Annotated in this window: 20 protein-coding genes; 6 read left to right on the top strand and 14 right to left on the bottom strand. The window is 44.5% G+C overall.

Features of this window, described 5'->3' with window-relative positions:
* Positions 1-111: 111 nt before the first annotated feature.
* A complete protein-coding gene (locus M3O96_RS20555; protein ID WP_249724075.1) occupies positions 112-969 on the bottom strand; it encodes a ferredoxin reductase domain-containing protein in 858 nt (285 codons plus the stop codon).
* Between the two features lie 325 nt (positions 970-1294).
* On the bottom strand, positions 1295-1498 hold the full coding sequence (locus tag M3O96_RS20550; RefSeq protein ID WP_249724074.1) for a hypothetical protein: 204 nt from the start codon (positions 1496-1498) through the stop codon (positions 1295-1297).
* A 2-nt stretch (positions 1499-1500) separates the two neighbouring features.
* Here M3O96_RS20550 and M3O96_RS20545 point away from each other — a divergent pair, with 2 nt between their 5' ends.
* A complete protein-coding gene (locus M3O96_RS20545) occupies positions 1501-1992 on the top strand; it encodes a hypothetical protein (protein ID WP_249724073.1) in 492 nt (163 codons plus the stop codon).
* Here M3O96_RS20545 and M3O96_RS20540 read toward each other — a convergent pair.
* The 11 genes from M3O96_RS20540 to M3O96_RS20490 all read right to left on the bottom strand — a co-directional run bounded on the left by M3O96_RS20540 (position 1981) and on the right by M3O96_RS20490 (position 17335).
* Positions 1981-2562, bottom strand: coding sequence for an electron transport complex protein RnfA (locus M3O96_RS20540; protein WP_249724072.1), 582 nt, complete (start codon positions 2560-2562; stop codon positions 1981-1983). The genes M3O96_RS20545 and M3O96_RS20540 overlap by 12 nt on opposite strands.
* Positions 2559-3194 (bottom strand): electron transport complex subunit RsxE, encoded by a 636-nt coding sequence (gene rsxE / locus M3O96_RS20535; RefSeq protein ID WP_249724069.1) that lies wholly within the window; start codon positions 3192-3194, stop codon positions 2559-2561. The genes M3O96_RS20540 and rsxE overlap by 4 nt, the downstream gene beginning before the upstream one ends.
* A complete protein-coding gene (locus tag M3O96_RS20530) occupies positions 3172-3342 on the bottom strand; it encodes a hypothetical protein (RefSeq protein ID WP_249724068.1) in 171 nt (56 codons plus the stop codon). The genes rsxE and M3O96_RS20530 overlap by 23 nt, the downstream gene beginning before the upstream one ends.
* A complete protein-coding gene (locus tag M3O96_RS20525) occupies positions 3339-4046 on the bottom strand; it encodes an RnfABCDGE type electron transport complex subunit G (protein WP_249724067.1) in 708 nt (235 codons plus the stop codon). The genes M3O96_RS20530 and M3O96_RS20525 overlap by 4 nt, the downstream gene beginning before the upstream one ends.
* Positions 4043-5056, bottom strand: coding sequence for an RnfABCDGE type electron transport complex subunit D (locus tag M3O96_RS20520; RefSeq protein ID WP_249724062.1), 1014 nt, complete (start codon positions 5054-5056; stop codon positions 4043-4045). Before M3O96_RS20520 ends, M3O96_RS20525 begins: the two co-directional genes overlap by 4 nt.
* Complete coding sequence (gene rsxC / locus M3O96_RS20515) at positions 5049-6401, bottom strand: electron transport complex subunit RsxC (RefSeq protein ID WP_249724060.1); 1353 nt, start codon at positions 6399-6401, stop codon at positions 5049-5051. Before rsxC ends, M3O96_RS20520 begins: the two co-directional genes overlap by 8 nt.
* Positions 6402-6405: 4 nt before the next feature.
* A complete protein-coding gene (locus tag M3O96_RS20510) occupies positions 6406-11310 on the bottom strand; it encodes a 2-oxoacid:acceptor oxidoreductase family protein (protein ID WP_249724057.1) in 4905 nt (1634 codons plus the stop codon).
* A gap of 132 nt (positions 11311-11442) precedes the next feature.
* The gene (locus M3O96_RS20505) at positions 11443-11805 is read right to left on the bottom strand and encodes a HEPN domain-containing protein (protein ID WP_249724047.1); all 363 of its coding nucleotides are present in this window, start codon (positions 11803-11805) and stop codon (positions 11443-11445) included.
* Positions 11806-12716: 911 nt separating this feature from the next.
* Complete coding sequence (locus M3O96_RS20500) at positions 12717-14555, bottom strand: histidine kinase dimerization/phosphoacceptor domain -containing protein (protein ID WP_249724044.1); 1839 nt, start codon at positions 14553-14555, stop codon at positions 12717-12719.
* 468 nt (positions 14556-15023) lie between these two features.
* Entirely contained in the window at positions 15024-15968 is a 945-nt protein-coding gene (locus M3O96_RS20495) for an alpha/beta hydrolase (protein ID WP_249724042.1), read from the bottom strand.
* A gap of 617 nt (positions 15969-16585) precedes the next feature.
* Positions 16586-17335, bottom strand: a complete 750-nt coding sequence (locus M3O96_RS20490) for a porin family protein (protein ID WP_249724040.1) — start codon at positions 17333-17335, stop codon at positions 16586-16588.
* Between the two features lie 307 nt (positions 17336-17642).
* Here M3O96_RS20490 and M3O96_RS20485 point away from each other — a divergent pair, with 307 nt between their 5' ends.
* From M3O96_RS20485 to M3O96_RS20465, 5 genes are all read left to right on the top strand, one after another.
* Positions 17643-18410 (top strand): hypothetical protein, encoded by a 768-nt coding sequence (locus tag M3O96_RS20485; protein ID WP_249724038.1) that lies wholly within the window; start codon positions 17643-17645, stop codon positions 18408-18410.
* A gap of 27 nt (positions 18411-18437) precedes the next feature.
* Entirely contained in the window at positions 18438-19328 is an 891-nt protein-coding gene (locus tag M3O96_RS20480; RefSeq protein WP_249724035.1) for a dioxygenase family protein, read from the top strand.
* A 132-nt stretch (positions 19329-19460) separates the two neighbouring features.
* Positions 19461-20528 (top strand): DUF3500 domain-containing protein, encoded by a 1068-nt coding sequence (locus M3O96_RS20475; protein WP_249724032.1) that lies wholly within the window; start codon positions 19461-19463, stop codon positions 20526-20528.
* Between the two features lie 38 nt (positions 20529-20566).
* Positions 20567-20956 carry a hypothetical protein gene (locus M3O96_RS20470; RefSeq protein WP_249724030.1) on the top strand — a complete coding sequence of 130 codons (390 nt, stop codon included), beginning with the start codon at positions 20567-20569 and terminating at the stop codon, positions 20954-20956.
* Positions 20957-21132: 176 nt separating this feature from the next.
* Complete coding sequence (locus tag M3O96_RS20465; protein ID WP_249724029.1) at positions 21133-21537, top strand: hypothetical protein; 405 nt, start codon at positions 21133-21135, stop codon at positions 21535-21537.
* Positions 21538-21771: 234 nt separating this feature from the next.
* Here M3O96_RS20465 and M3O96_RS20460 read toward each other — a convergent pair whose 3' ends face one another.
* Positions 21772-21915, bottom strand: coding sequence for a hypothetical protein (locus M3O96_RS20460; RefSeq protein WP_249724028.1), 144 nt, complete (start codon positions 21913-21915; stop codon positions 21772-21774).
* Positions 21916-22269 lie beyond the last annotated feature (354 nt).

Below are 22269 nucleotides of genomic sequence, written 5' to 3'. Positions count from 1 at the left end.
CGTCACACTGAGTGTAGCGAAGTGTCTCATCAAAATACATGAGATCCTTCAGTCGTTCCTCCTTCAGGATGACGCAACACCAACAGAGGTCATCGGTCATCGGTCATTTTTTCAATAAATCACTTCCGCCCACTTTTTCCCTGCAATCAATTCCGCTTTTCGGTTTTCCCATTTTTCCTTTGAACCCATGATATTGATAAAAGCCTTGTTGAGGTTTTCTTTGACTTTTTCATATCCTGCGATATAGATGTAGGTATTGCTGTAGGAGAGCATTTCCAAAACCTCTTCCGCTCTTTCCTCGATCGCTGCATCCAATGAAATCGGATCTTCCCAATGCGGCCTTGGGCTCAAAGCACTGAAGGCTTCGAAAGTAGCTTCGTCGTAATAGCTTGTCAAGTCCCCGTCTTTGTCATTGAGGTAGAGGAGTTCCAAACCGCTTTTTGCGCCGTAGAACAAGCGGATTTTTCCTTTCCAGTCTTTCACATCTGCATAAATATGCTTCACAAATGCCCTGAACGGCGCAATGCCGGTTCCCATTCCGATCAGGATGAGGTTGGAGTTTTTGTCTTCGGGGATTTTGAATGGCAGTTCAAAAGGTCCCGTTAAGTTGATCACATCGCCAACCTCCCGGTCACAGAGGTAGCTAGAACCTACGCCGTGGTAAAGTTCCCCGTTGAACTCATCCACATAAGAGCATCTTTTGACCAACATGGTCAGTAGTGTTTTGCCATTTTCTTTGGAAGGAATATCGGCCACACTGTAAAGCCGGTGGTGGTATTCATTTCCAAAATCGCTGTCATGCTTCACGAGCACGCCAAAGCTTTGGTCTACTTTACACTGGAACCCGGGATCCTCCACTTCAATCATGATTTCCCGGATTTCTTCTGTATTGGCAGGAGTCAGGCGCTTGGTTTTCCTGACTTTTGCTTTGTATTGCAGTTTTGTATTGAGGTCTGATAAATAGGTCATAGTGAAGGTATTTAGAGTTTGATATTTCTTTTATGGTTTAAATTTTATTTCTGTATATTCTTTTTCAATCGGGACGGAAGACCGAAGACCGATGTTGCAGCTGCTTAACATCTAATCATGATTCTTTTTTTTGACTTTTTCATTTTGATACACCTACTGTGATCCGACAACTGCCCTATGAACACTGCCCACCGTGGTTTGTCGACCGTGGACCGTGGACTGTTTACAAAATCCGAAAACTTTCTACTATCGACACATCCGCTGTGGACTGTCGACCGTGGACTGTCGACCTCTAACCACTCACCACTTACCTCTCACCACTGCATTACCGTGAACCATGGACTGTTGACTTTTTCTCACACACCTTCACACAGCCACAATTCCCGCAGCTTCTTCTCTCGGCGAGGACATCCTCATCGGAGATGTTTTCAGAAAAGGTTTTGCGCCAATAGGATTGGACCAAAACCCAAATCAAAATCATGCCCACCAACCCCAATATCCCGATCACAAAACTCCAAACTGTTTCCATTTTTGTTTTTGCTTACTGTCTACTTTTCACTTCTTACTTCTTACTTCCCACTTCCAAACTTCCCACTTCTTACCTTCATCGGTCATCGGTCATCTGACATCGGTCAAACTTCCCACTTCCAAACTTCCCACTTCTTACCTTCATCGGTCATCGGTCATCTGACATCGGTCAAACTTCCCACTTCCTTACTTCCCACTTCTTACCTTCATCCGTCATCCGTCATCGGTCAAACTTCCCACTTCCAAACTTCCCACTTCTTACCTTCATCGGTCATCGGTCATCTGACATCGGTCAAACTTCCCACTTCCAAACTTCCCACTTCTTACCGTCATCCGTCATCCGTCATCGGTCAAACTTCCCACTTCCATACTTCCTACCTTCATCGGTCATCGGTCATCCGACATCGGTCAAACTTCCTACCTTTTACCTTCTACTTCTTACTTTTTACCGACCACTGCTCACTGATTACTGCCCCCTGCCCCCTAAGACCCTAATCCCGAAAATCCCATAAATGTCAATGACAATATCCCCGCGACCAGCAAAGTGATCACGGTACCTTTGACGACTTTTGGCACATCGGCAAAATCAAGTTGCTCCCTGATTCCCGCCATCAGGATCAGCGCAAGCGTAAAGCCAACCCCTGCACCCAAAGCGAAAGCAAGACTACCAAAGAAACTGTATCCTTTTGCTGTCTGAAATAAGGCAACAGCCAAGATCGCGCAGTTGGTGGTGATCAAAGGGAGGAAAATCCCCAAGGAACGGAAGAGCGCCGGACTCATTTTTTTGATGACCATCTCCACCAGCTGAACAGTAGCTGCAATGACGACGATATAGCTGATGAGTTGCAGAAAAGGCGCATTGATGGCCACAAGCAGTGCATGAATGCCAAAAGCACAGACCGAACTGATGATCATGACGAAAGTCACGGCAGCACCCATTTTTGTGGCAGTTTCCATTTTTCCCGAAACACCGAGAAAAGGACAGATTCCCAGAAAATAGGCGAGCACGAAATTGTTGATCAAACTCGCATTGATGAATATGTACCAAAGGGATTCAGATTTCATGCTTTTGCTTTTTTAAGTTTGTAATTGTTGAAGAGGAAAAGCCACAGTGCCAAGGTGAAAAAGCCGCCTGCCGGGAGGATCATGATGATCCATTCCTGAAAGGCTTCAGGGAAGACAATGTATCCGAAGATGCTGCCATTTCCCAATATTTCCCTGACCGCACCGAGGCAAAACAGGGCAAACACAAATCCCAGTCCCATGCCCAAGGCATCCAAGGCGGATTTTCCCATGGTATTTTTGGAAGCAAAAGCTTCAGCACGGCTCAGGATAAGACAGTTGACCACAATCAGGGAGATAAACGCCCCAAGGTTTTTGTGCAAATCCACGCTGATGGCCTGGATCGCATAGTCCACGATTGTGACGAAAGTGGCAATGATCAAGATGTAGGAGGCTATTCGGACTTGCTTCGGGATAAAATTGCGGAGCGAAGAAACCAGTATATTGGACATGATCAGTACAAAAGCCGTTGCCAATCCCATTGCAAGGGCGTTGATGGCGGAATTGGAAACCGCCAAAACTGGACACATCCCCAACACCTGTACAAAGACAGGATTTTCACGCCATAGCCCTTTGATAAACTCATCTGTGGAGCTTGGTCCTGCTTTCAAGTCAGCGATTTTTGTTGGTGTCATTTTGAGTTGTTAAAATTGGCATTTGTTGGTGCGTCATCTTGAATCCGAGGTACAGCCTGTCCCGTTTTTCGGGAAGGATGAAAGATCTCCTATCATTTTTGAGATGCTTCACTACGTTCAGCATGACGAATCCCGTAAAATACGTCATTTGGAGGTTGGGTTTATTGCCGAATTGAATACTTCCTGTTGCTTATAAATCAAGGGGACCATCTTTAGCGAGCTTTCACCGATGATATTGCCGATAGCGCGGGACGAAATGGTGGCACCCGTGATGCCATCGACTTCCCAAGGATTTTTCTTCATACCCTCTTTCACCGGGACTACAGGATTTTGGATTTTACTCAGATCTTCTGTCAGTGCCACGGTCAATGCTTTGAAATTGGCGAGGAAATCATCATCCTTTTCGATTTTGTCTCCCAATCCCGGGGTTTCCTTGCTTTCCAAAACATAAAATCCTACCACAGTTTGCGTCTCCGGGTCATAGCCATACAGGATCCGCAGGATATCTGCATAGCCCTGTCCGCTTGCTTCGATGGCGATACCTTTGAAGACATCCGTATCGTCATATCCTGCATAGACCAAAGTCTTGCTTCTGTCTTTGCCATCTGAAGGCACGAAAGTTCCTTCTGCTGTCAGCTCAAAAATCCTTGTTTTGGAGATGCCGGGGACAACTTTGAATACTGCTTTTTCGAGGGCTTCGGCTTTTAGGATTTCGATCCTTTCTTTGGTGCCTTCATAACTCAATACAATCAGCAAAGCACAGATAACGCCAATGCCTACCATGGCGATCAGCATTTTCTTGCTGCTTGCTGTGCTGTTGGGTTGGGTCGATATGGTTTTGTCTGCGCTCATGATTTGGTCTTTTTGGTACCGTAAACTCTCGACTTGATCAGGTTGTCAATGTGTGGCGTCAGTGCATTTCCCAAAAGAATGGCATACATCACCCCCTCGGGAAGTCCTCCCCAAATCCGGATGACAACGACTATCAATCCGATAAATGCGCCATATACCATCACACCTCTTGGAGTGATCGGCGAACCGACCATGTCCGTGGCCATAAAGACCGCACCCAACATCAATCCACCCGAAAAGAGCATGAATTGAGGTGAAGGATAGACTTGGTTGTCAATGATATATAATATCCAACTTAAGACAAAAACAGTAGTAAGGATGGCGACAGGAATTCTCCAGTTCATCATTTTCCTTACTGCCAAATAGATCCCTCCAAGAATGATCAGCACAGCGGAAGTTTCTCCTGTAGAGCCATTGATCAATCCAAAAGCAAGGTCAGCAGTATCGGTTGTGACTTTGTCAAACTTGAAAGCAGATAGGGGAGTAGCTCCCGAAATCCCATCTACCACAGGTGTTGAAAATGGGAAGGCGGCTACTGATTTTGAAATGCTTAAAAATCTTCCTTCCAAAAAGGAGGGATGCCATGTCGTAATGGCGACAGGGAATGCGGCTTGCAGGAAAGCCCTGCCGACCAAAGCGGGATTGAAGGCATTATACCCCAATCCTCCAAAGACAAATTTGCCGATAGCAATTGATACCACACCTCCAAGGAAAGTCATCCAAAGCGGAAAGATGGGGGGCAAAGTCAGTCCAAGCAAAATGCCTGTGATGACTGCCGACCAATCCGAAACGGTAGAGGATTTTCCTGACCAGCGGCATAGCGCATGTTCTGTCAAGACGCTCGATACCACTGCGGTGATGATCACCAACAGTGCATTTAACCCGAATGAAACTACAGCAAAAATAACAAGCGGCATCATGGCCCAAACCACATGCTGCATGATCATGTCCGTGCTCATTCCTTGTCGGATATGCGGAGAAGTGCTGATATGTAGGGTTTTGCTAAACATTGGCTTTTGCTGTTTTGGCAGTATTGCGTTTTCTGACAATTCCTTTGGACAGTCTGAAATACTGTACAAGCGGAATATTGGACGGGCAGACAAATGAACAGGAACCGCATTCGAAGCAATCCATCAAATGGAAATCCTCCGCCATGGTATCGTAAGCCTCTGATTTTGCCAAAATGCCCAATTTCGATGGATTCAAGGAAATGGGACAGGCATCCACACAGGCACCGCACTTGATACAGGGAAATATTTTTTCTGTTTTGTTGATATTGTCTTCCCCAAAAACAACAATTCCTGATGTTCCTTTGACAATAGAAATATCCAGATTGGAGACAGCCACGCCCATCATGGGACCACCCATATAGACTTCACTGATATTTTCGGCAGCTCCGACATGCTCGAGGACATACCGCAAAGGTGTTCCGACGGGAATCAGGTAATTGCCTTTTTTCTTGACACCGGGACCGGTGATCGTAATCACACGTTCTTGGATTCCCTGACCACGCGGCAGCAGCCTGCCAATCTCTGCGGTGGTGGCCACATTGACCACGACAGCATTCACATCTATCGGCAAGCCTCCGGATGGAACTTCCTTGCCAAGCAAAGAAGTGATCAGCATTTTTTCGGCGCCTTGGGGATATTTGACAGGGACCACTTGGACAGTCACAGGAAGGCCAGCAGGAATGAGTTTGGTCAAATGGTCTGCGGCATCTTGCTTGTTTCCTTCAATGCCGATGATGACTTCCTTGGCACCGGTGGCTTTGATCAGATACCGGATACCGGTGAAAATATCATTTGCCTGCTCGAGCATGACCCGGTGGTCGGTTGTGAGGTAAGGCTCGCATTCGATGCCGTTGATGATCAGATAGTCACAAACCTTTCCTTCAGGGATTTTGAGTTTGACGTGGGTAGGAAATGCCGCACCACCCAAACCCACAATCCCGGCATCTTGGATGCCTTTGAGGATTTGCTCAGGACTTGCGTTTTCCAGGGAAATAGGAATTCCTTCATTGACTTCTTGACCTGAATAATGGAAAGTCTCCATGTATATCCCTTCGGTCATCTGTCCTGAAATGACAGGGACCTTGGCGATTTTTCTTATTTTTCCTGAAACAGGAGCATGAACCGGCACGGACATATAGCCATTGGCTTCTGCCAAAAGTTGCCCTCTCACCACTTCCTGACCTTCCCTCACAATGATGCGTGAAGGAGCGCCTATATGCTGCTGCATGGGAAGGATGATCAGGGGAGAGAAAGGAAACTGCCGGATGGGCAGTTTATTGGTCTCCTCTTTGTTTTCCGGAGGATGAACCCCGTGTCGGAAGGTATGTGAATGAAGGTTCAGCACGGTATCAGTTAAATTTTTCTCCCCTTTTGATCCATTTTTCGGAATCGGCAAAATTCTTGTCAGCAGGTAAACCCGGGTGGATTACGCCTGCGGTGCATTTTTCGGCAGCTTTGACCAAGTCCATGTAGCTTCCGCCATCTGCATTTTTGATAAAGGCTTTCTTATCCTTGTTGTAGGCGAACATGTTGCCATTGAGTTTGGTACATTCATCACAGGAGGTACAAAGTTCAGTCTCGATCCATGGAGCCATAGCGTCAGTGGCGGCAGCTTTGGGTGCGCCATTCCCATTTACTTTTGGGTCTTCCTGTACCAAGTCCATGATTCCTGCGCCATCATCTCCGGCCATTTTCATCAGGCCTCTTGCAATCCTGCTGACTACTTCTGCGCGGACTTTGCTTTCCACATCTTCTTTAGGAAGTTCTTTGGTGCCGGAAACTCCGGCAATGGCCCTGAGCATGATCCAAAAATCACGGCGTTCTTCACAGGATTCTACCATTGGTTTTGCTACCAAAACGCGGCTAAGGAGTTGCTTTTGGTCAACAGCCCAGATATATGGGAATTTGCCTTCTCGGGCACTCTTGTCCATCTCGAGGAATTCGGACAAGACGATCATGTTTTCATTCCAAGTGTCTCTTGGGGCTTTTCGGAAATGCTTCCTGAATCTTGCTTCAGTGATCGCAAAATCTGCAAATGTCATGGCTACGGTCATTGTTTTTGGCCTGCCACCTTCGATATATTTCAACTCATAAGTTGGCCACAATTGATCCATGGCAGGATTTCCATCCAAGTCGAAAGCTTCCTGTGGTGTTTTTCCTTTGTCGGGATTGTACCTGAATATGGGGTAAGCCCTTGATTCCATCGCCAACTTCGCCTGATGTGCACCGAGGTCATCGGCCACGCCATGTTCGGGTTGGCAGGTAGTGTAGAGGTTGAATAGTGCGGGACGCTTGGTCAACAAGCCTTCAATAAATCCTTCGATCATGTGGCTTGTATTGGCCAAAGTTCCCTGCATCACATAGGTATTTCTGTGTGCCATGGCGATGAGTCCGATTTCTTTTCTTGGTTCGGACTTGCCTTTCCAGACTTTGCCATATTGCGCCATGTCAGAAACCTGCCCGATAAATCCTGAGGTACAAGCCTGACCACCGGTGTTTGAGTAAACTTGGGTATCGACGACGATTACTTTGATGGGTTTGCCGGAGGCCATCATCCTGGAAAGGTTCTGGAATCCGATATCATACATCGCACCGTCACCGCCCAAGGCAACTACCGGAGGACATAATTTCCATTCTTCATCTGTGAATTGCTCCCAATTGAAGTAGGTGAAGAACTCTTTTTGTTCTTTGGGATTGTAATTTCCTTTGAGCTCCATTTCAGCTTTTCGGATCAGCTTGAACCCATCTGACATTTTTGCCATATGGCCTTCAAAGATCCCCATCGCCAAAGAGGTACTGTCTTGGAACAAGTGGTTTGCCCAAGGGAATGGATAAGGATTGTAAGGATAAGTACTTCCCCATACCGAGGTACAGCCTGTGGAGTTGGTCATACCCATGCTGGATCGGCCTTTTCCGGTGGTTCCTCCTGTGTATCTCCAAAGAAGGCTTTTTAGTCCCGAAAGGATATTGGTAGTGTTTGTCAACCAATCCGGATCGATAGGGTCTGTTCCCCTTTCAGATTCCATCCTGCTAGCAATGCCTGAAATTGTCAGGTCAGTGCCTTGGGTTTCTGAGACGATTTTGGACATCAGGTCGGTATCCATGAGGTTCATGGATTTCATCAACCTGCTTTGGATATGCTTTTCCAGATTGCCTATCAGGCTTTCTAGGTACGCCACATGTTTTTCTACACGAGGAAGCATGAGAGATTCTACAGTGGCCATAAAAAGGTGGACAACTGATTTCTCCGAGCAACCCAAACAAGCCCCGTCACCGCTCGCAAAACTCTGGTAAGCGTTTTTGTCAAGGAGGATGGTTTCGAGTGGACCGATTTTCTCTTCTAGATCGTCGATTCTATTATATTTTTTTGGTGTATTGGGAAGGTCAGACCATACGCTCCATTCTTCTCTCAATTTTGCTATGGAATCGTCTGTTTGCTTGACCACTTTCAAGGCATCGTCGTTACAGACTTTCACGCATTCCATACAGCCTTTGCAGGTGTTGGGATTGATGGTGATGCTGAACAGACCGCCGCTGTTTGGTTGCTTTTTTTCGTGGAGGTCGTAGTAAGGTCGGGTAAGGGCAAATTGAAAATCTCCCAATTCTTCCCTAAACCACCCAAGCTCCATTCTCAAAAGGGAATCTTTTGCTTCAGTTTCCAATACTTGATCTATTGCTTCATTAATCAGCATATTGACCGTGACACCCTCATGTGGTTCATTGAAAAGCGCTCTGATTTTTGGTTCGATCTGCTTGACTGTTTTGGGAAGAAAATCCAGTTTTTCATGGCTTCTTTTTACCCTTTTCAAAACGGTATCGAGCACATCCGAAAGTTCGCTTACCAATCCGGGAATGGCGGTGTCAGGACAGATGGTGTAGCAATTGCCGCAGGCAGTACAGTTGTCGGCTACCCATTCCGGGTGTTCGAAACGGATGCCTGTCATGTCCCTGAACACAGAAGTGGCTGCCGGGATGACACTGAGACCGATAAATGGATCAGTGATGTTGTCATTTCCTCGGCCACTTTGGTAGAAACTTCCTGTCTGTTCCCAAAACCGGTGGATATCGGTAAGGTTGGATTGGCTTTTTGGAGCGTCCTTGAGCATGGTCGGGATGACGGGAATCAGCTGACCGTTTGATTTTTCGGTCTGCAGTCCAAGGACTTTGTTTTTGATCTCATAGACTTCGTCAAAACCCCGTCTGACGACACGCATGTTGTCATCAACCACGCGTTGACCTTTGCCACCGAATTTGTGTTGCAATTGGTCCTCGATGGCTTTGAGCAAGGCGACATCTGTCAACCCTGATTTTTTCATCAGCGGAGAAGCTGCGAAGAAAGCCCCTTGGAAAGCAATTCCCTGCATCCTGAGCTGGAGCTCGGGATCTGTGGCTTCTTCCCTTGCGATCTTGAATCCATCTACATAAAATACATGGATGTCATTGTCTATGATGGTTTTTTGGTAATGTTTTGGAATGTCTGCCCACACTTCATCTGCGGTCTTTCTTTCACTTTGGATGATAAATGCGCCGCCGTTTTTCAATCCTGCCAAGGCATTGGTATGTTTGAATACATTGGGATCTGGAGAGAGCACCACATCGACAAAGTAGTATTCGCAGTTGATGGTGATCGGCTCCGGAGCTGCCGCCAAGTAGTAAGTAGTCGGTTGACCTTTCTTTTCAGAGCCATACTTTGGATTGGCTTTGATGTCATAGCCAAGCAGGTCAAAAAGCGTCATGGCCAGGTTTTTACCTGTCGTGATCGCACCCCAACCACCGACGGAGTGGAACCTGACGGTGATGGCATCTTTGGGCATGAGGTTTGGATTCTCAGAACCATGGACAGCGAGTTCCTTTACATTTGGATAAGCTTCCTGGATATTTTCCTGATGTTCCCTTTGTTTTGGGGTGAAAGCATTTTCCCTGATAAAGTCAATGGAGAGGTAAAATCTCTTTTTGTGTTTGCCGTCCGGCAACATATTCTCAACAGCGCCGATGATGCCTTCGGGCTGAAGGTCACGGCTGCCCATTCCAAAAGAACCTGTAAACAAAGCAGGCATTTCACTGGCAGTGTAGGAGGGAAGTTCGGGATAGGGAAGGTCTGTTTTGTGGTTTCCGTTTTCGATGCATTTGGTAATGACAGAACGCACCTCGCGCATAATCGGAGAATCCTCAGAAAGCGGTTGATCCAATCTTTCCAAAATCGTCACGCCTTTTTTTCCTTTCAGAATTTTTCCCAAAAGATCTGCCGGGAAAGGCCTGAACATCACCAAGTCAACGACCCCGACTCTCAGTCCGCGGGTTCTTCTCAAGTAATCCACGACCGCTTCGGCACTTGACACGACACTGCCTTGCCCAAGGATCAGGTATTCGGCATCTTCTGCCCTGTAAGTCATCACCCTTTCATACTTTCTGCCGGTGAGGGCATAAAAATCTTCAAAAGCTTGGTCGGTGATGTCTTTGATATGGTCAAAGAAAAAAGGCCGTTGGGCGGCGACACTTTGCATGTAGGAATCCTGATTTTGAACGATGCCCGCCATCATGGGATTATCCACATCCCATACTTCGGGGATTCTACGACGGGTATCGCCATAGATTATCCTTTGTGCCGGAGTGGGAGTGGGGATGATGTCATCCGGACGACCGAGGAATTCTTTGATGAGCTCCCTTTCAGGAAGCATCAGCGACTCGATAAGGTGCGTCGTGAGAAATCCATCTTGGGCAATTACCCCCGGGTTCAGGGCAAGCTCGGCGATTTTGTGTGAAATGATATTGAGGTCAGCAACGTGCTGTGCTTTTTTGGCAAATAGTTGGAAAAAACCTGTATCGTCGATGGCATGGTAATCATCATGGCCTGCATGGACGTTTAGGGTAGATTTGGTCATGGCACGGGCTCCGATATTGAGCACATAGGTGAGTCTTTTGCCGACAGCGGCATAGAGTGACTCGTGCATGTAGGCGATACCCTGTCCTGAGGAAAAATTAGCCGAACGCAAACCCGTCATGGAAAGACCGGCAGTAACGGCAGCTGCGGCATGTTCACCTTCCGGCTCTATAAAAATCAAAGGCCTATCCGATATGTTGAGATGGCCTTTTGCAGCTTCTTCCGCCCAATATTCACCCATTTGAGTGGAGGGTGTGATGGGGTAGGCTCCTGCGGCATCGGAAGATTCCCTTTCACACATGATGGCGACGGTGTTTCCATCCATCGCAACCCTTGTTCCGGGGTATTTGAAGTTGTTTTTTTTATTTTCCATGACATTAGATGATTTTTTCAACAGATTGAAATGCATAAGGATATTGGTTTGAGAGGTTTAAAAAATCAAATTAGGCAGAGACTCCAAGGATGAAAACCATCCTTTTTGGAGTTTCTCCGGTATGTTTTGTGGTCAGCCAAAGCCGATCATGTTTCTTGTTTTGGAAGCAAGGTCTATGAACTCTCTTGCAGTGTGGGTATTCATCCACAAGTCCTCCGGATTGCCTTGGCGCAAAAGCGGATCAAGGTTGAGTTTTTGAAAAGTAGGATTGATGTTGCGGCATTTTTCCAAAAGATCAGAGATGGAACTGGAATAAGTGACAGCCTGTCCTTGGCTGATAAGGTATCCTGCCATGTATTTTGTGATTGCCTTATAGGCATGCTTGCATACCATATAGTGGACGACATCTTCTTCGGGTCTGCAGAGTTCCTCTTTTGCGGTGTGGAGCATTTCGTCAGCTTCTTCGAGGATGGTTTGGGATTTCAGGTTGTTCATGACAGGGAATTTTTGGTTGGTAATGGCTCGTTGTATTGTGTTAAAAGTATCTAGTTAAACTAGATAAAAACCTGACATAAATCAGCTAATACCATGATTTGCATCAAGAGTCATTTTGATTGGTAAAAAGTTGGTTATGATGGATTTACCCCAGAGGTCACGGAGGGCGCAGAGGAAGTGGTGAAGGGGAGGGGTAGGGGGATTAAAAAACGGTTTTCAATCAAAACTTATGGTTCATTCAATTGAAAAAGTTTACATATAGATTTACTCCAACAATTTCGGTATTTGAGATTTCTCTTCTTTAGAAAATTCGTGACCGATCCCGATAGTTATCGGGACGTAATGATCCGATTCTAAACCATGGGCTGCGGTGCATGAGGATTAGAGAAAGTATGAAATGGAGTGTAGCACCTTACCCATGGCTTGTATGTTTCGCCCACTTCGGGGCTGTTGTCGTTTTAGAGTCTTTTTCTTAAGAAAAATCTTCCTATGAAACCACAGCGGGGAGGAAGAATCCGCGACAATTGTCGGGATTACCGGGCCGGCGGGGCACCGTGTGGGGGAGGATTAAAATTTCTTGCCTCCCGATAGCTATCGGGATGGTTACCTTTTGTGGTAAGACAAAAAGTGACTAAGGAATGAAACCTATAGAAATTTGGTAAGAATGTTAAGAGTAGAACAAAGACATGTATCTTAATCATTTCGGTAATGAGAATCCTCCTATTTACAAGATTCGTGACCGATCCCGATAGTTATCGGGACCAAACCCATCCGATTATAAACCAAGGGCTGCGGTGCATGGAGATTGATGGAAGTATAAAAATCATTCAGTCCGCCTCGGGGCCATTTCTTTTAAATTAATGGTCCAAATGAAGGAATTCCAGAATCCCAACAATGAAACATCAAGTTCCTTAAACCTTGGCCGCTACCTGCCTTTCAAAATTTATTAAAATCATGGTTCCGTTACTGACATCCTGTATCAATTTCCCATCAATCTGTCGGGTAAGCAAATCCACCAACTGCGTTCCAAAACCGGTTCCCAATGCTTTTCCAAACAAGGGTTTTCCTACACCATTGTCACTGATTTTTAATTGAAAATTGTCTTTAGCCAAATTTTTCAAACTCAATTCAATCCTCCCTTTTTCTCCTTTGGGAAAAGCATATTTCAAAGAATTTGTCAGAAGTTCATTGACTATTAAACCCAAGGGAACCGCCGTATCTACATCCAATTCAAGCTCATTCATTTCAATATTTACCTTGATCCGGTCGGTTTCATTGTAGGAGTCCAAAATATTCTCACAGAGGTTTTCAAAGTAATTTTTCATTTCAATAAATGCCAAATGCTCACTTTGATAAAGCTTTTGGTGTAGAATACCCATAGATTTTACCCTATTTTGGCTTGACAGCATAACCTCCTGCAAATTGGGATCATCTATTTTTGCAGACTGTAAAGCCAACAAACCTGACACCACCTCCAAGTTATTTTTGACACGGTGATGTATCTCCTTTAGTAACAGGACATTCTCGTCATTTTTTGTGGAAAGCTCCTTTTGAGTTTGGGTCAGATCGCTGATCATGACATTGAGTTGGTGGGTCCGGTCTTGCACTTCAAGCTCCATCGCAAGAAAAAGCCTGCCATATTGATTGGTGATATAAATGTAAATACCCAATGGGTAACTGATATAAAGCAATATCAGGTCAAGATAATAAAGTGAAGTGCTCAGCGAAATGATATCAGCAACAATCATCCTGTTGACCAATAAGAAAAACGAAGTTCCAATGGCACCAAATGCCACATAACGCGCCCCTTTATTTCTTCCTTTGATGGCTATGCGCATGATTATCACCATCAGTATAATGACTGCAAGGATGATGACAGCATCAAAAAGGATAAAATTGAAAACATGGACAAAGTAATTGACGGTTCTAAATAGCGCCAACCATACCAAATGCCTGGTCCATTTGAATTTTTGTATTTTAAACAGTGTGCTTAATGAATATGGCAATAAGCCATATCCCAAACCAAAAGCAGTGGAATTTAAGATACTGCTGAAAATCGGATTGGTGAAGCCGTTTAGATCGACAAACAACAGGATATGAGCGCAAACAGCGGCACATAAAAAGAAAAAGGTGACGAGCGTTATCACCAAGTAAGGTTCCTCTCTCCTGAATTTGACATACAAAAGCACATGCAAAAGCAATAAGATAGAGAGCACCACCACGATTACCGAGAGCGTGGCAAAGCTATTTGCAAAGCGAAAATCTGAATATTGAGCGCGGACTTCTGACGAAAAACCAATGTTAAAGCCTAGGTTTTCAGAAAAGTACCGATAGATCTGATGGTTTCTTTTTGCCTGATGGTTAGAAAACCTGACGGCAAGGGTATGTACGTCCTGTGGTTTGATTTTAAATGGCCTGTCCCCATCATAGTTGGGAGAGTAGGTTTTCTCATTTTGGCTGTCTTGCGAAAAACTTCCATAACTAGCTACAAGCTCTCCATCCAGGTAAATTTCTGCTGCTCCCCAAGAGTAAAAATAAAGCCTTTCTATGGCTTCAATGGTTTTTGGATCCGCTGTAAAGGAAATCCGCCACCAACCATAACCTGACCAAAGGCTATCAGGCATTTGGTAGGCTTTTAGCCCTATTGGGTTTAAGCTGTACCAACTCGTGTCATCAAAATCAGGATTTGCCCATTCGGGATTGTCGCCGGGTTGGTACCGCCAACTTTCTTGGAATTTTAATTCAAGCAAACCTTGCTTAAAAAAGCTGTCGTCTAGATGAGGTTTTTGGGCATAGGAATCTAAAGTGCTGAAATAGAATATTATGAAGATAGATACAAAAAAGTATGTATATTTTGATATTGGAGGATTAAAATGAATTTGGGTAGCATTCAGCATACTCCAAACATAAATTTATTTTTTGAAAAATAGGTGGGAAAGTACATTGTTTGGTGATAAATAATTAAAATAGGTTCCGGTTTGGAATGAAAAATTATTATAAATGTAAAATCGAAATTAGAAATCCATCCCAGCCATTTCGGTATTTTAAATACTGGTATTTCCTCCTCTAAAAGACCATGAAATGGTCCGACAAAAATAACCACGGGTCGCAACCCGTGGATTAATGAACATCAAATTACCTCACCGACCCTGAAGGGTGTCGAACATTTTCGGGATTGTTGTATTTCTCAATTTTGGTAAGTTTTATATTTCCCCGATTTACTTTTCGGCAAGGAACTTATTTACCTCTAACCAATATATAAAAGCATCAAACCACCGGTTACTAGTCCGGTTGGGATTGCCGAGGCCGAAGCCGTGACCACCATTTTGATAAAGATGGAATTCGACAGGAATCCCGGCTTTGTACCAAGACTCAATCACGCCAGTCTGACCTAAGAAAAGAAAATCATCCGTCGCAATTACATTGAACATCGGAGGCGCATTCTTTGGAACTTCCACAGGTCCCATACCGCCATAGATCGGTCCGATAAAGGCAAGGTTCATGGTTTTAGAGTGTAGGGTAGAGTGCATGGTCAGCCCGGCACCTGCCGAGAAACCGATCATTCCAATTCGGTCAGTGTCGACACCCCACTCCTCAGCTCTTGAAATGATCATGGCATAAGCCGCCTCGGCATCCTGGAGTTGGTTGGAAAGGTCGCGCTGTGGCGGTCGGGGTGCAGGGGTACTCGGTGCAGAACCCGCAGAAGGAGCCGGGGCAGGGTTGCGGGGACGGTTCATCCATTCCGTAAAATCCTCCAAAGACTCCGGAGTTGGGTTGAGGCGGTACTTTAGAACAAAGGCAGCGATTCCCTGCTTGGCAAGTGCCTCTGCGACCTCCCAACCTTCATTGCCCATCGACAGCCAACTGAAACCTCCTCCCGGCGCGACAATCACAGCAGCACCATTTGCCTTTCCCGGTTCGGGGAGAAAAGGAGTGAGGGTGGCCGTCGAGATATTTCGGGCCATGGGATCGCCCCACTGACGGAACCAAGTCTCAGGAGCAGGTTGGTTATCGACACCGCCCGTGCCGAGTAAGATGGCCCGCGGTTCTGCCGGTGTCTCGAGTGGGTGGATCGTCCCGTCCTGTGCCATCGCAGCGGAAGCAAAGACAAGAAAACAGAACAAAAAGGCCTGAAGGGTAAAGATTTTGGGTGTGTAGGTCATGGTAGAGGATTATGGTTAATAGGTCATTTGTTATTGGTGAATTGTGGTTAGAAGGCATTAATGCTACTCGGGAGTTTACTGTTCTTAAAGAAAGATACAAAAAACTGTCATTTTTACACTTATTTATTTCTGATTTGCTTTTTACGTACAAGAATGGTTGTAAATCATGTCCGGGTTGCGAAACCAAGCCTTGATTATATTTCAAAATGGCCCCAAGGTTTGCTAAAAATATAATCCCTCGGACCCTATATGTCAGACGGATCGGTAAAAAGACTACCACACTCTGTAAAAAGGTGAACCAGTTCGGTAAAAAGGTGCGTGAGTTCGTCTCCGAGGCGAACCAGTTCACCAAAAAGGTAACCCGGTTCGGCAAAAAGGTGAGTGAGTTCACCAAAAAGGTGACCCTGTTCAGTAAAAAGATGAGTGACTCCACCTAAAAGGCGAACTGGGTAGGCAAAAAGGTGAGTGAGTTCGTCTTTGAAGTGGGAGGGGGTACTTCCGAAGTACCCCCCTTGGGGGCGGATCGGTAAGGTTTGACCACATTGTGGTCATTTGGTGAATCAATGTAACAATTTGTCCGTCTTCACTATTTAATACGCCCTATGGTGCTAAATCCTTTACCTCAAAAAACTATAAGCTATACCCACTGAAGCATAGTGGAATAAAGAAAAATTATAAACCTCATCGTTATCAGCACCACCTTCCAAAATCCTGTAACCAGCCCTCACTTTCAAATGATCAGACAAATTATATGTCACAGCAGCCAACACATCCGCGGCTCTTCCCTGAGGTGCCGCAAGCGCATCGCCATCCAAGAGGAATCCAAACCTATCATCTAATTTCCACAAAAGCCTGAAATTGATAATCGGTACAAAGCCTACATTGGTCTTCTCCGATCCCCGGTTAGCCGATGCAAGCGCAATCTTCGCATCTCTGATTTTTGCCGTGGCTCCCAACCCAAATTCAAACCTCGGATTTTGGACAATGTCATACCGGTATGTCAACCTGTATGAATTGAATTTATAAGTACTGTTCAACTGGGTATTGGCAGGAAATAATTCCCCTTCAAAGGAAATGTCATTGCCTACACTCCCGTGTGATTGTGTTTCAAGAGGAGCGTAAAGCACCGAAATGGTGTGGCGCGATTTGATAATGTAGCTCGCTCTCAGGCGGTAAAATATTTTGGTTTCAGCCTTCAGGTCATCTGTCAGGGAAAAAAGTGTCCCCTGATCTCCCGGAATTCGGACATCATTGTATCCGTTGAATACTGCACCTGTTTCAAGGTCTAGGATAGCCTGCGCATTAGCTTCATTTTGATAAATAAAAGTGAGAGATAAAAGGCAAATTGAGTAAATAAAAGTTCTCATTTTTGGTTAGTTTTCGGTTGGAATGAATGGTGTTGTTTTCAGTTTTGATTACAACGTCCAATATCAAATAATGAATGATTAAATAATAGTTTCCAATTTCTAAGCCAAAGTCCCATATCGGGATAGGATAGTTTATGGACTATCTTCAAAGCGGAAGTAACTTTTATTTGATTCCTTTTAACCATTCCCGAAAAATATTCCCCCTGTTTCGGGAAGAATATGGGCCTGTTGGTACGTGATTCATTGGGTAAAAGCGGATTTGACCAAATTTTTTTTTAGATTGGTGAGGTTACACAAAAAACAATATATGCCTACCATCATACAAACAAACCGCATTTACAATAACCTCGGTTACTGGTTTCTAATTTTTATCTTGTTGGCTTTTATTGGATTCTATAAAACCTATTTTTCAGCCCTCCTCGGTCCTCATCCTTCTGTAGTCCATTTGCATTTTGCATGTATGGCACTCTGGATGGGTTTGGTTATCGTACAACCATTATTGATCAAGTACAAAAAAATCTCAGTCCACAGGACTTTGGGAAAGTTGAGTTACCTTATCATGCCCTTGGTGCTGATCACTTCTGCAATGATGATAAAAGCCAGTTACTTTGCCTACAAATTACGGGTGGAAGCAAAGGTTGCAGAAGGAATGGCCACATTTACCGAAGCAGAAATACTCCATTTGAGCGCTTTTGAAATGGGACTGCCGGTTTTTTATATTATATGGCTTGCTATCTTTTTTTTACTTGCCATTTACCGTAGGAAGGACCGTATTCCGCATTCAAGGTATATCCTGGCTGCTGCGCTGACTTTTATGGGCCCGACCGTGGATAGGATTTTTGTTTTCTGGTTTGAGACATTTCTTTTATGGGGGTTTATACCTATTGAGTATTTCGCCTATACATTGATCAATGTCATTTTGATTTTCTTTCTCTTTCTGGATAAAGGCAATCCTAAAGGTCAAAAGGCATTAGGAATCAGCCTGGCCATTTATCTGATCGGACAGCTTCTTTATGCCACAGTAAGAGAAACAGATCCTTGGGAAAATATGATAACCACCTTAATGAATTTTTGAACCATTTAATTCAAATCCAAAACAAAGATGAAAAGGAGAAACTTTATCAAAACATCAGCCCTCTGCGCCACTGCTGTGAGTGCTTTCGGGTTTATACGCTTTGACGGGACAAGGTATGTGGGAGATTGCGCCACGACTTCTGATATCTTAGGACCATTTTACAGACCCGGCAGTCCCGGACGTAGCAACTTGGTGGTGGCAGGTTCGAATGGCCGCAAGGTACAACTCCTCGGCAAAATCCTCCATCAGGACTGCACCACTCCCTACAAAAACGCCAAGGTCGAGCTTTGGCACTGTGACGAAGAAGGTGTGTATGACAACTCTACATCAGCTTTTCGATACCGTGGCACCGTCCATACCGATGCCAATGGCAATTATTCCTTTGAGACCATCATTCCTGTGCCTTACGATGCGGGAGGAGGATTGATCCGTCCCGCGCATTTTCACATGATGGTGACTGCGGATGGCTATCAGCCTTTGGTGACGCAGCTGTATTTTACGGGGGATAAAAACATCCCCAAAGACCCTTGGGCCAAGGCTGCCAAAGACCGTCAGTTGAAAGTGGAGGACAATCCAAACGGCAGCAGCAAAGTAGTCTTCAATGTGGGCATGGCAAGGACCTTGGCCGTCGAACCTGCTTCCATCGAAAAGCTGACAGGAACCTATGTCCATGAACATGATCCTAAGAAAACACTCACCCTTTTCAATAACCAAAATGGTCTTTGGGTCAAGAATGAAGTATTTGGAGAAGAATATGTCTATGCAGGCAACAACCTCTTTGTCTACCCAAGCAATCCTGAGGGGAGTTTCGACAAGCTTAAGTTTGACATCAGTCCCTCGGGGGCCATCAAGCTGACCCGGTCTTTCCAATATGTAGATACCGGAAAAGCTACCGAAGTTTATGTCAAAAGTGTCTGATTAATTATGCATTTGTCATTATTCCTCTTAAAAGGTTATTCATTAATATTCTTGGCAAGAGGCAATTATGTCCGGTACTTCGGTCTTCCGACTTCCGTCTTCCGTCCTTTTCCTTAAACCCTGATTTTCCCAATGAAAAAATCCCTCTTGCTCCTTACCCTGATATTGACTTTTAGCACCGGACTCTTTGCTCAATCCAAAACCGACATGGTCAAGGTAACTGTGGATTTTTTGGAAACCCTTTCTTCCAACCAAAAGTACAGCGTCCTCTTCTCGATGGATGACAGCCTCCGAACAAAATGGACCAACCTTCCGATTGGTTTAGCGCCAAGAAAAGGGCTGCGGTATGGGGACTTGTCGGAGCAGAGCAAGATCAGTTTCCACAAAATCCTAAGCACGATTTTCAGTTCGCAGGGATACCTGAAGACCTTTGCCATCATGCAGGTGGATGATATCCTGCACGAGATCTTTGAGATCGCCCATCAGCGGGAGAAGATTGATGAGCAGATGATTGGTTTTATCCGCACATTGGATTGGGATTACGGCAATTATTACCTCGCCCTCCTCGGCAATCCCGGTATGGACGCGGCTTGGGGTTTCAAGTTTGAGGGTCACCATCTTTCCATCAACCTGACAGTGACCAAGGATTCGTATACCATGACGCCACTGTTTCTAGGTTCTGACCCGGCTGTAGTGGAAGTCACCCAATATGCTGGTTTAAGGCCGCTAAGCAAAGAGGAAGATTATGGTTTTTGGTTTGTCAATACTTTGGATGATGCCCAAAAAGCCAAGGCAACCTTGAGTCAGGAAGTTCCCAAGGATATCCTCACCAATCCTGACAGGCCGCAGTGGTATGAAGAATTTATGGGAATCAAAGGTTCGGAACTCCGTCCCGAACAAATGAAAGTACTCCATTACCTGATCGAGGAATACATGAACAATATGGAAAAGGAAAAGGCGGAAGAATACCTTGCCATCCTGCATGCAAGGGGAATGGATGAAGTGTATTTTGCATGGATCGGAAGCTACGAACCCATGAAACCACATTATTACATGATCCATAGTCCTGATTTTATTATTGAATATGACAACGTCGGTTTTTTGGACAATGCCAACCATATCCATTCCATCTTCCGCGAAAAGGGAAATGATTTTGGGGAGGATATCTTGAGGAAGCATTTGATGGAACATAAGCATTGAGTAAATTTTCATATTTAATTTTCACCCAAAAAGATATCATGAAAATCAACCGTTTATTAAGTTTACTAATCCTACTTACAGCATTAGGCACTTCCTGTAAAACCTACAAAAATCTTGAAAAGGTAAAGCCCAAAACAGAATCTGCTTCAATGGCAGAACAACTTCAAAAATTAAAGCCCGGAGATAGGATAAAGGTTTATGTCAAAAATGGGGATTTTATGAATTTGGAATTTTCATCTTTTGATGAAAGGGAAATAAAAGGAATCCACATTAAGGAATTTGCCAGAATTCCAATTTCCATTATGATAGAAGACATTTATCAGGTTAAGGTGAAAAAAACTAACTGGCCTGTGACAATCATTTCCATACCTGCGGGGTTGTTTGCCACCTGGTTGATTGTGGGTACTATCGCATTTTCATCGTATTAACTAAATCAGGATTTTAAAAGGAATCACATTCAATCAAAATTTTAATCTTGAGTTTCCACCACAAAATTCCGAGTGAAAAATACCAATCACCTGAGAGGATCTTTAAAGAAGCATTTGATATTGCATAAGTATTGAGTAAATTAATTTTCATAAATTTTCACCCAAAAAAACATGTCATGAAAATTATCCATTTATTAGGTTTATTTATTCTGCTTACAGCATTAGGCACTTCCTGTAAAACCTACAAAAACCTTGAAAAGGTAAAGCCCAAAACAGAATCTGCTTCAATGGCAGAGCAACTTCAAAAATTAAAGCCCGGAGATAGGATAAAGGTTTATGAAAAAAGTGGGAATATTAGGATTTTAGAATTTGTAACAACAGAAGCTGGGGTTTTAAGAGGATTTGGGACTAAGCGACCTAAAGAAAACCTGATTTCCATCAGGGTTGAAGACATCGTACAAGTTCAGGTCAGGAAAACTGATGCAAAGTCAACAGCAATAAATACTAGTTTAGGAATTGCAATAGGAGCACTTGCTTTTATCCTTGGTCTTTTTATTTATATGGGTTCACAGGGTTCCTAACCATGGGGTGAAATCCAACCCCATTCGTGGTTGGTATTTCCGGTAGGTGAAAGTTTTTCGCCAAGCCACCGGATTCTATCCGGGGTAAATACCCCAAAAGGGGATTCAATCCCTTCGGGATTTTCAGTAAGTAGTAAGTTTTGGATTCGTTTTTACCACAGGAATTACAAGGGATTTACAACCTTAGACTGTAGCAAGTCCAGACCATTCCTTTTGGGATAAATAGTTTTGAATTCAACCACTTTTGGGATTGGTATTCCCGATAGGTGTAGGTTTTTCGCCAAGCCACCGGATTCTATCCGGGGTAAATACCCCAAATGGGGATTCAATCCCTTCGGGATTTTCAGTAAGTAGTAAGTTTTGGATTCGTTTGGCCAAAGGAATTACAAGGGATTTACAATCTTAGACCTTTCGTTTTGGGATAAGTTTTGAATTCAAATCCATTCGAGGTTGGTATTTCCAGTAAGTGTAGGATTTTGGCCAAGCCATCGCCCCGATAGCGGGGTTTCGGGGTAAATACCCCAAATGGGGATTCAATCCCTTCGGGATTTTATGCGGTACTGATCTTCCTTTTTACGATTGTCTGTAGGGATTATAAAGAAACCTTCTTCCTCACTAGATACTAATCTATTTCTTTAAACTTATAGTGGAAATTACGTCAACACCCGATAACAATCCCGAATGGGATTGAAAACCGTCAGGTTATTTGCCCCGGATGAACCCCGATGGCTA

This window comes from Aquiflexum sp. TKW24L (genome assembly GCF_023502205.1).
In the GTDB taxonomy this organism is placed as follows: Bacteria; Bacteroidota; Bacteroidia; order Cytophagales; family Cyclobacteriaceae; genus Cognataquiflexum.
Note: the sequence above shows the minus strand (reverse complement) of the source record. Positions and strands in the feature narration are given on the sequence as shown.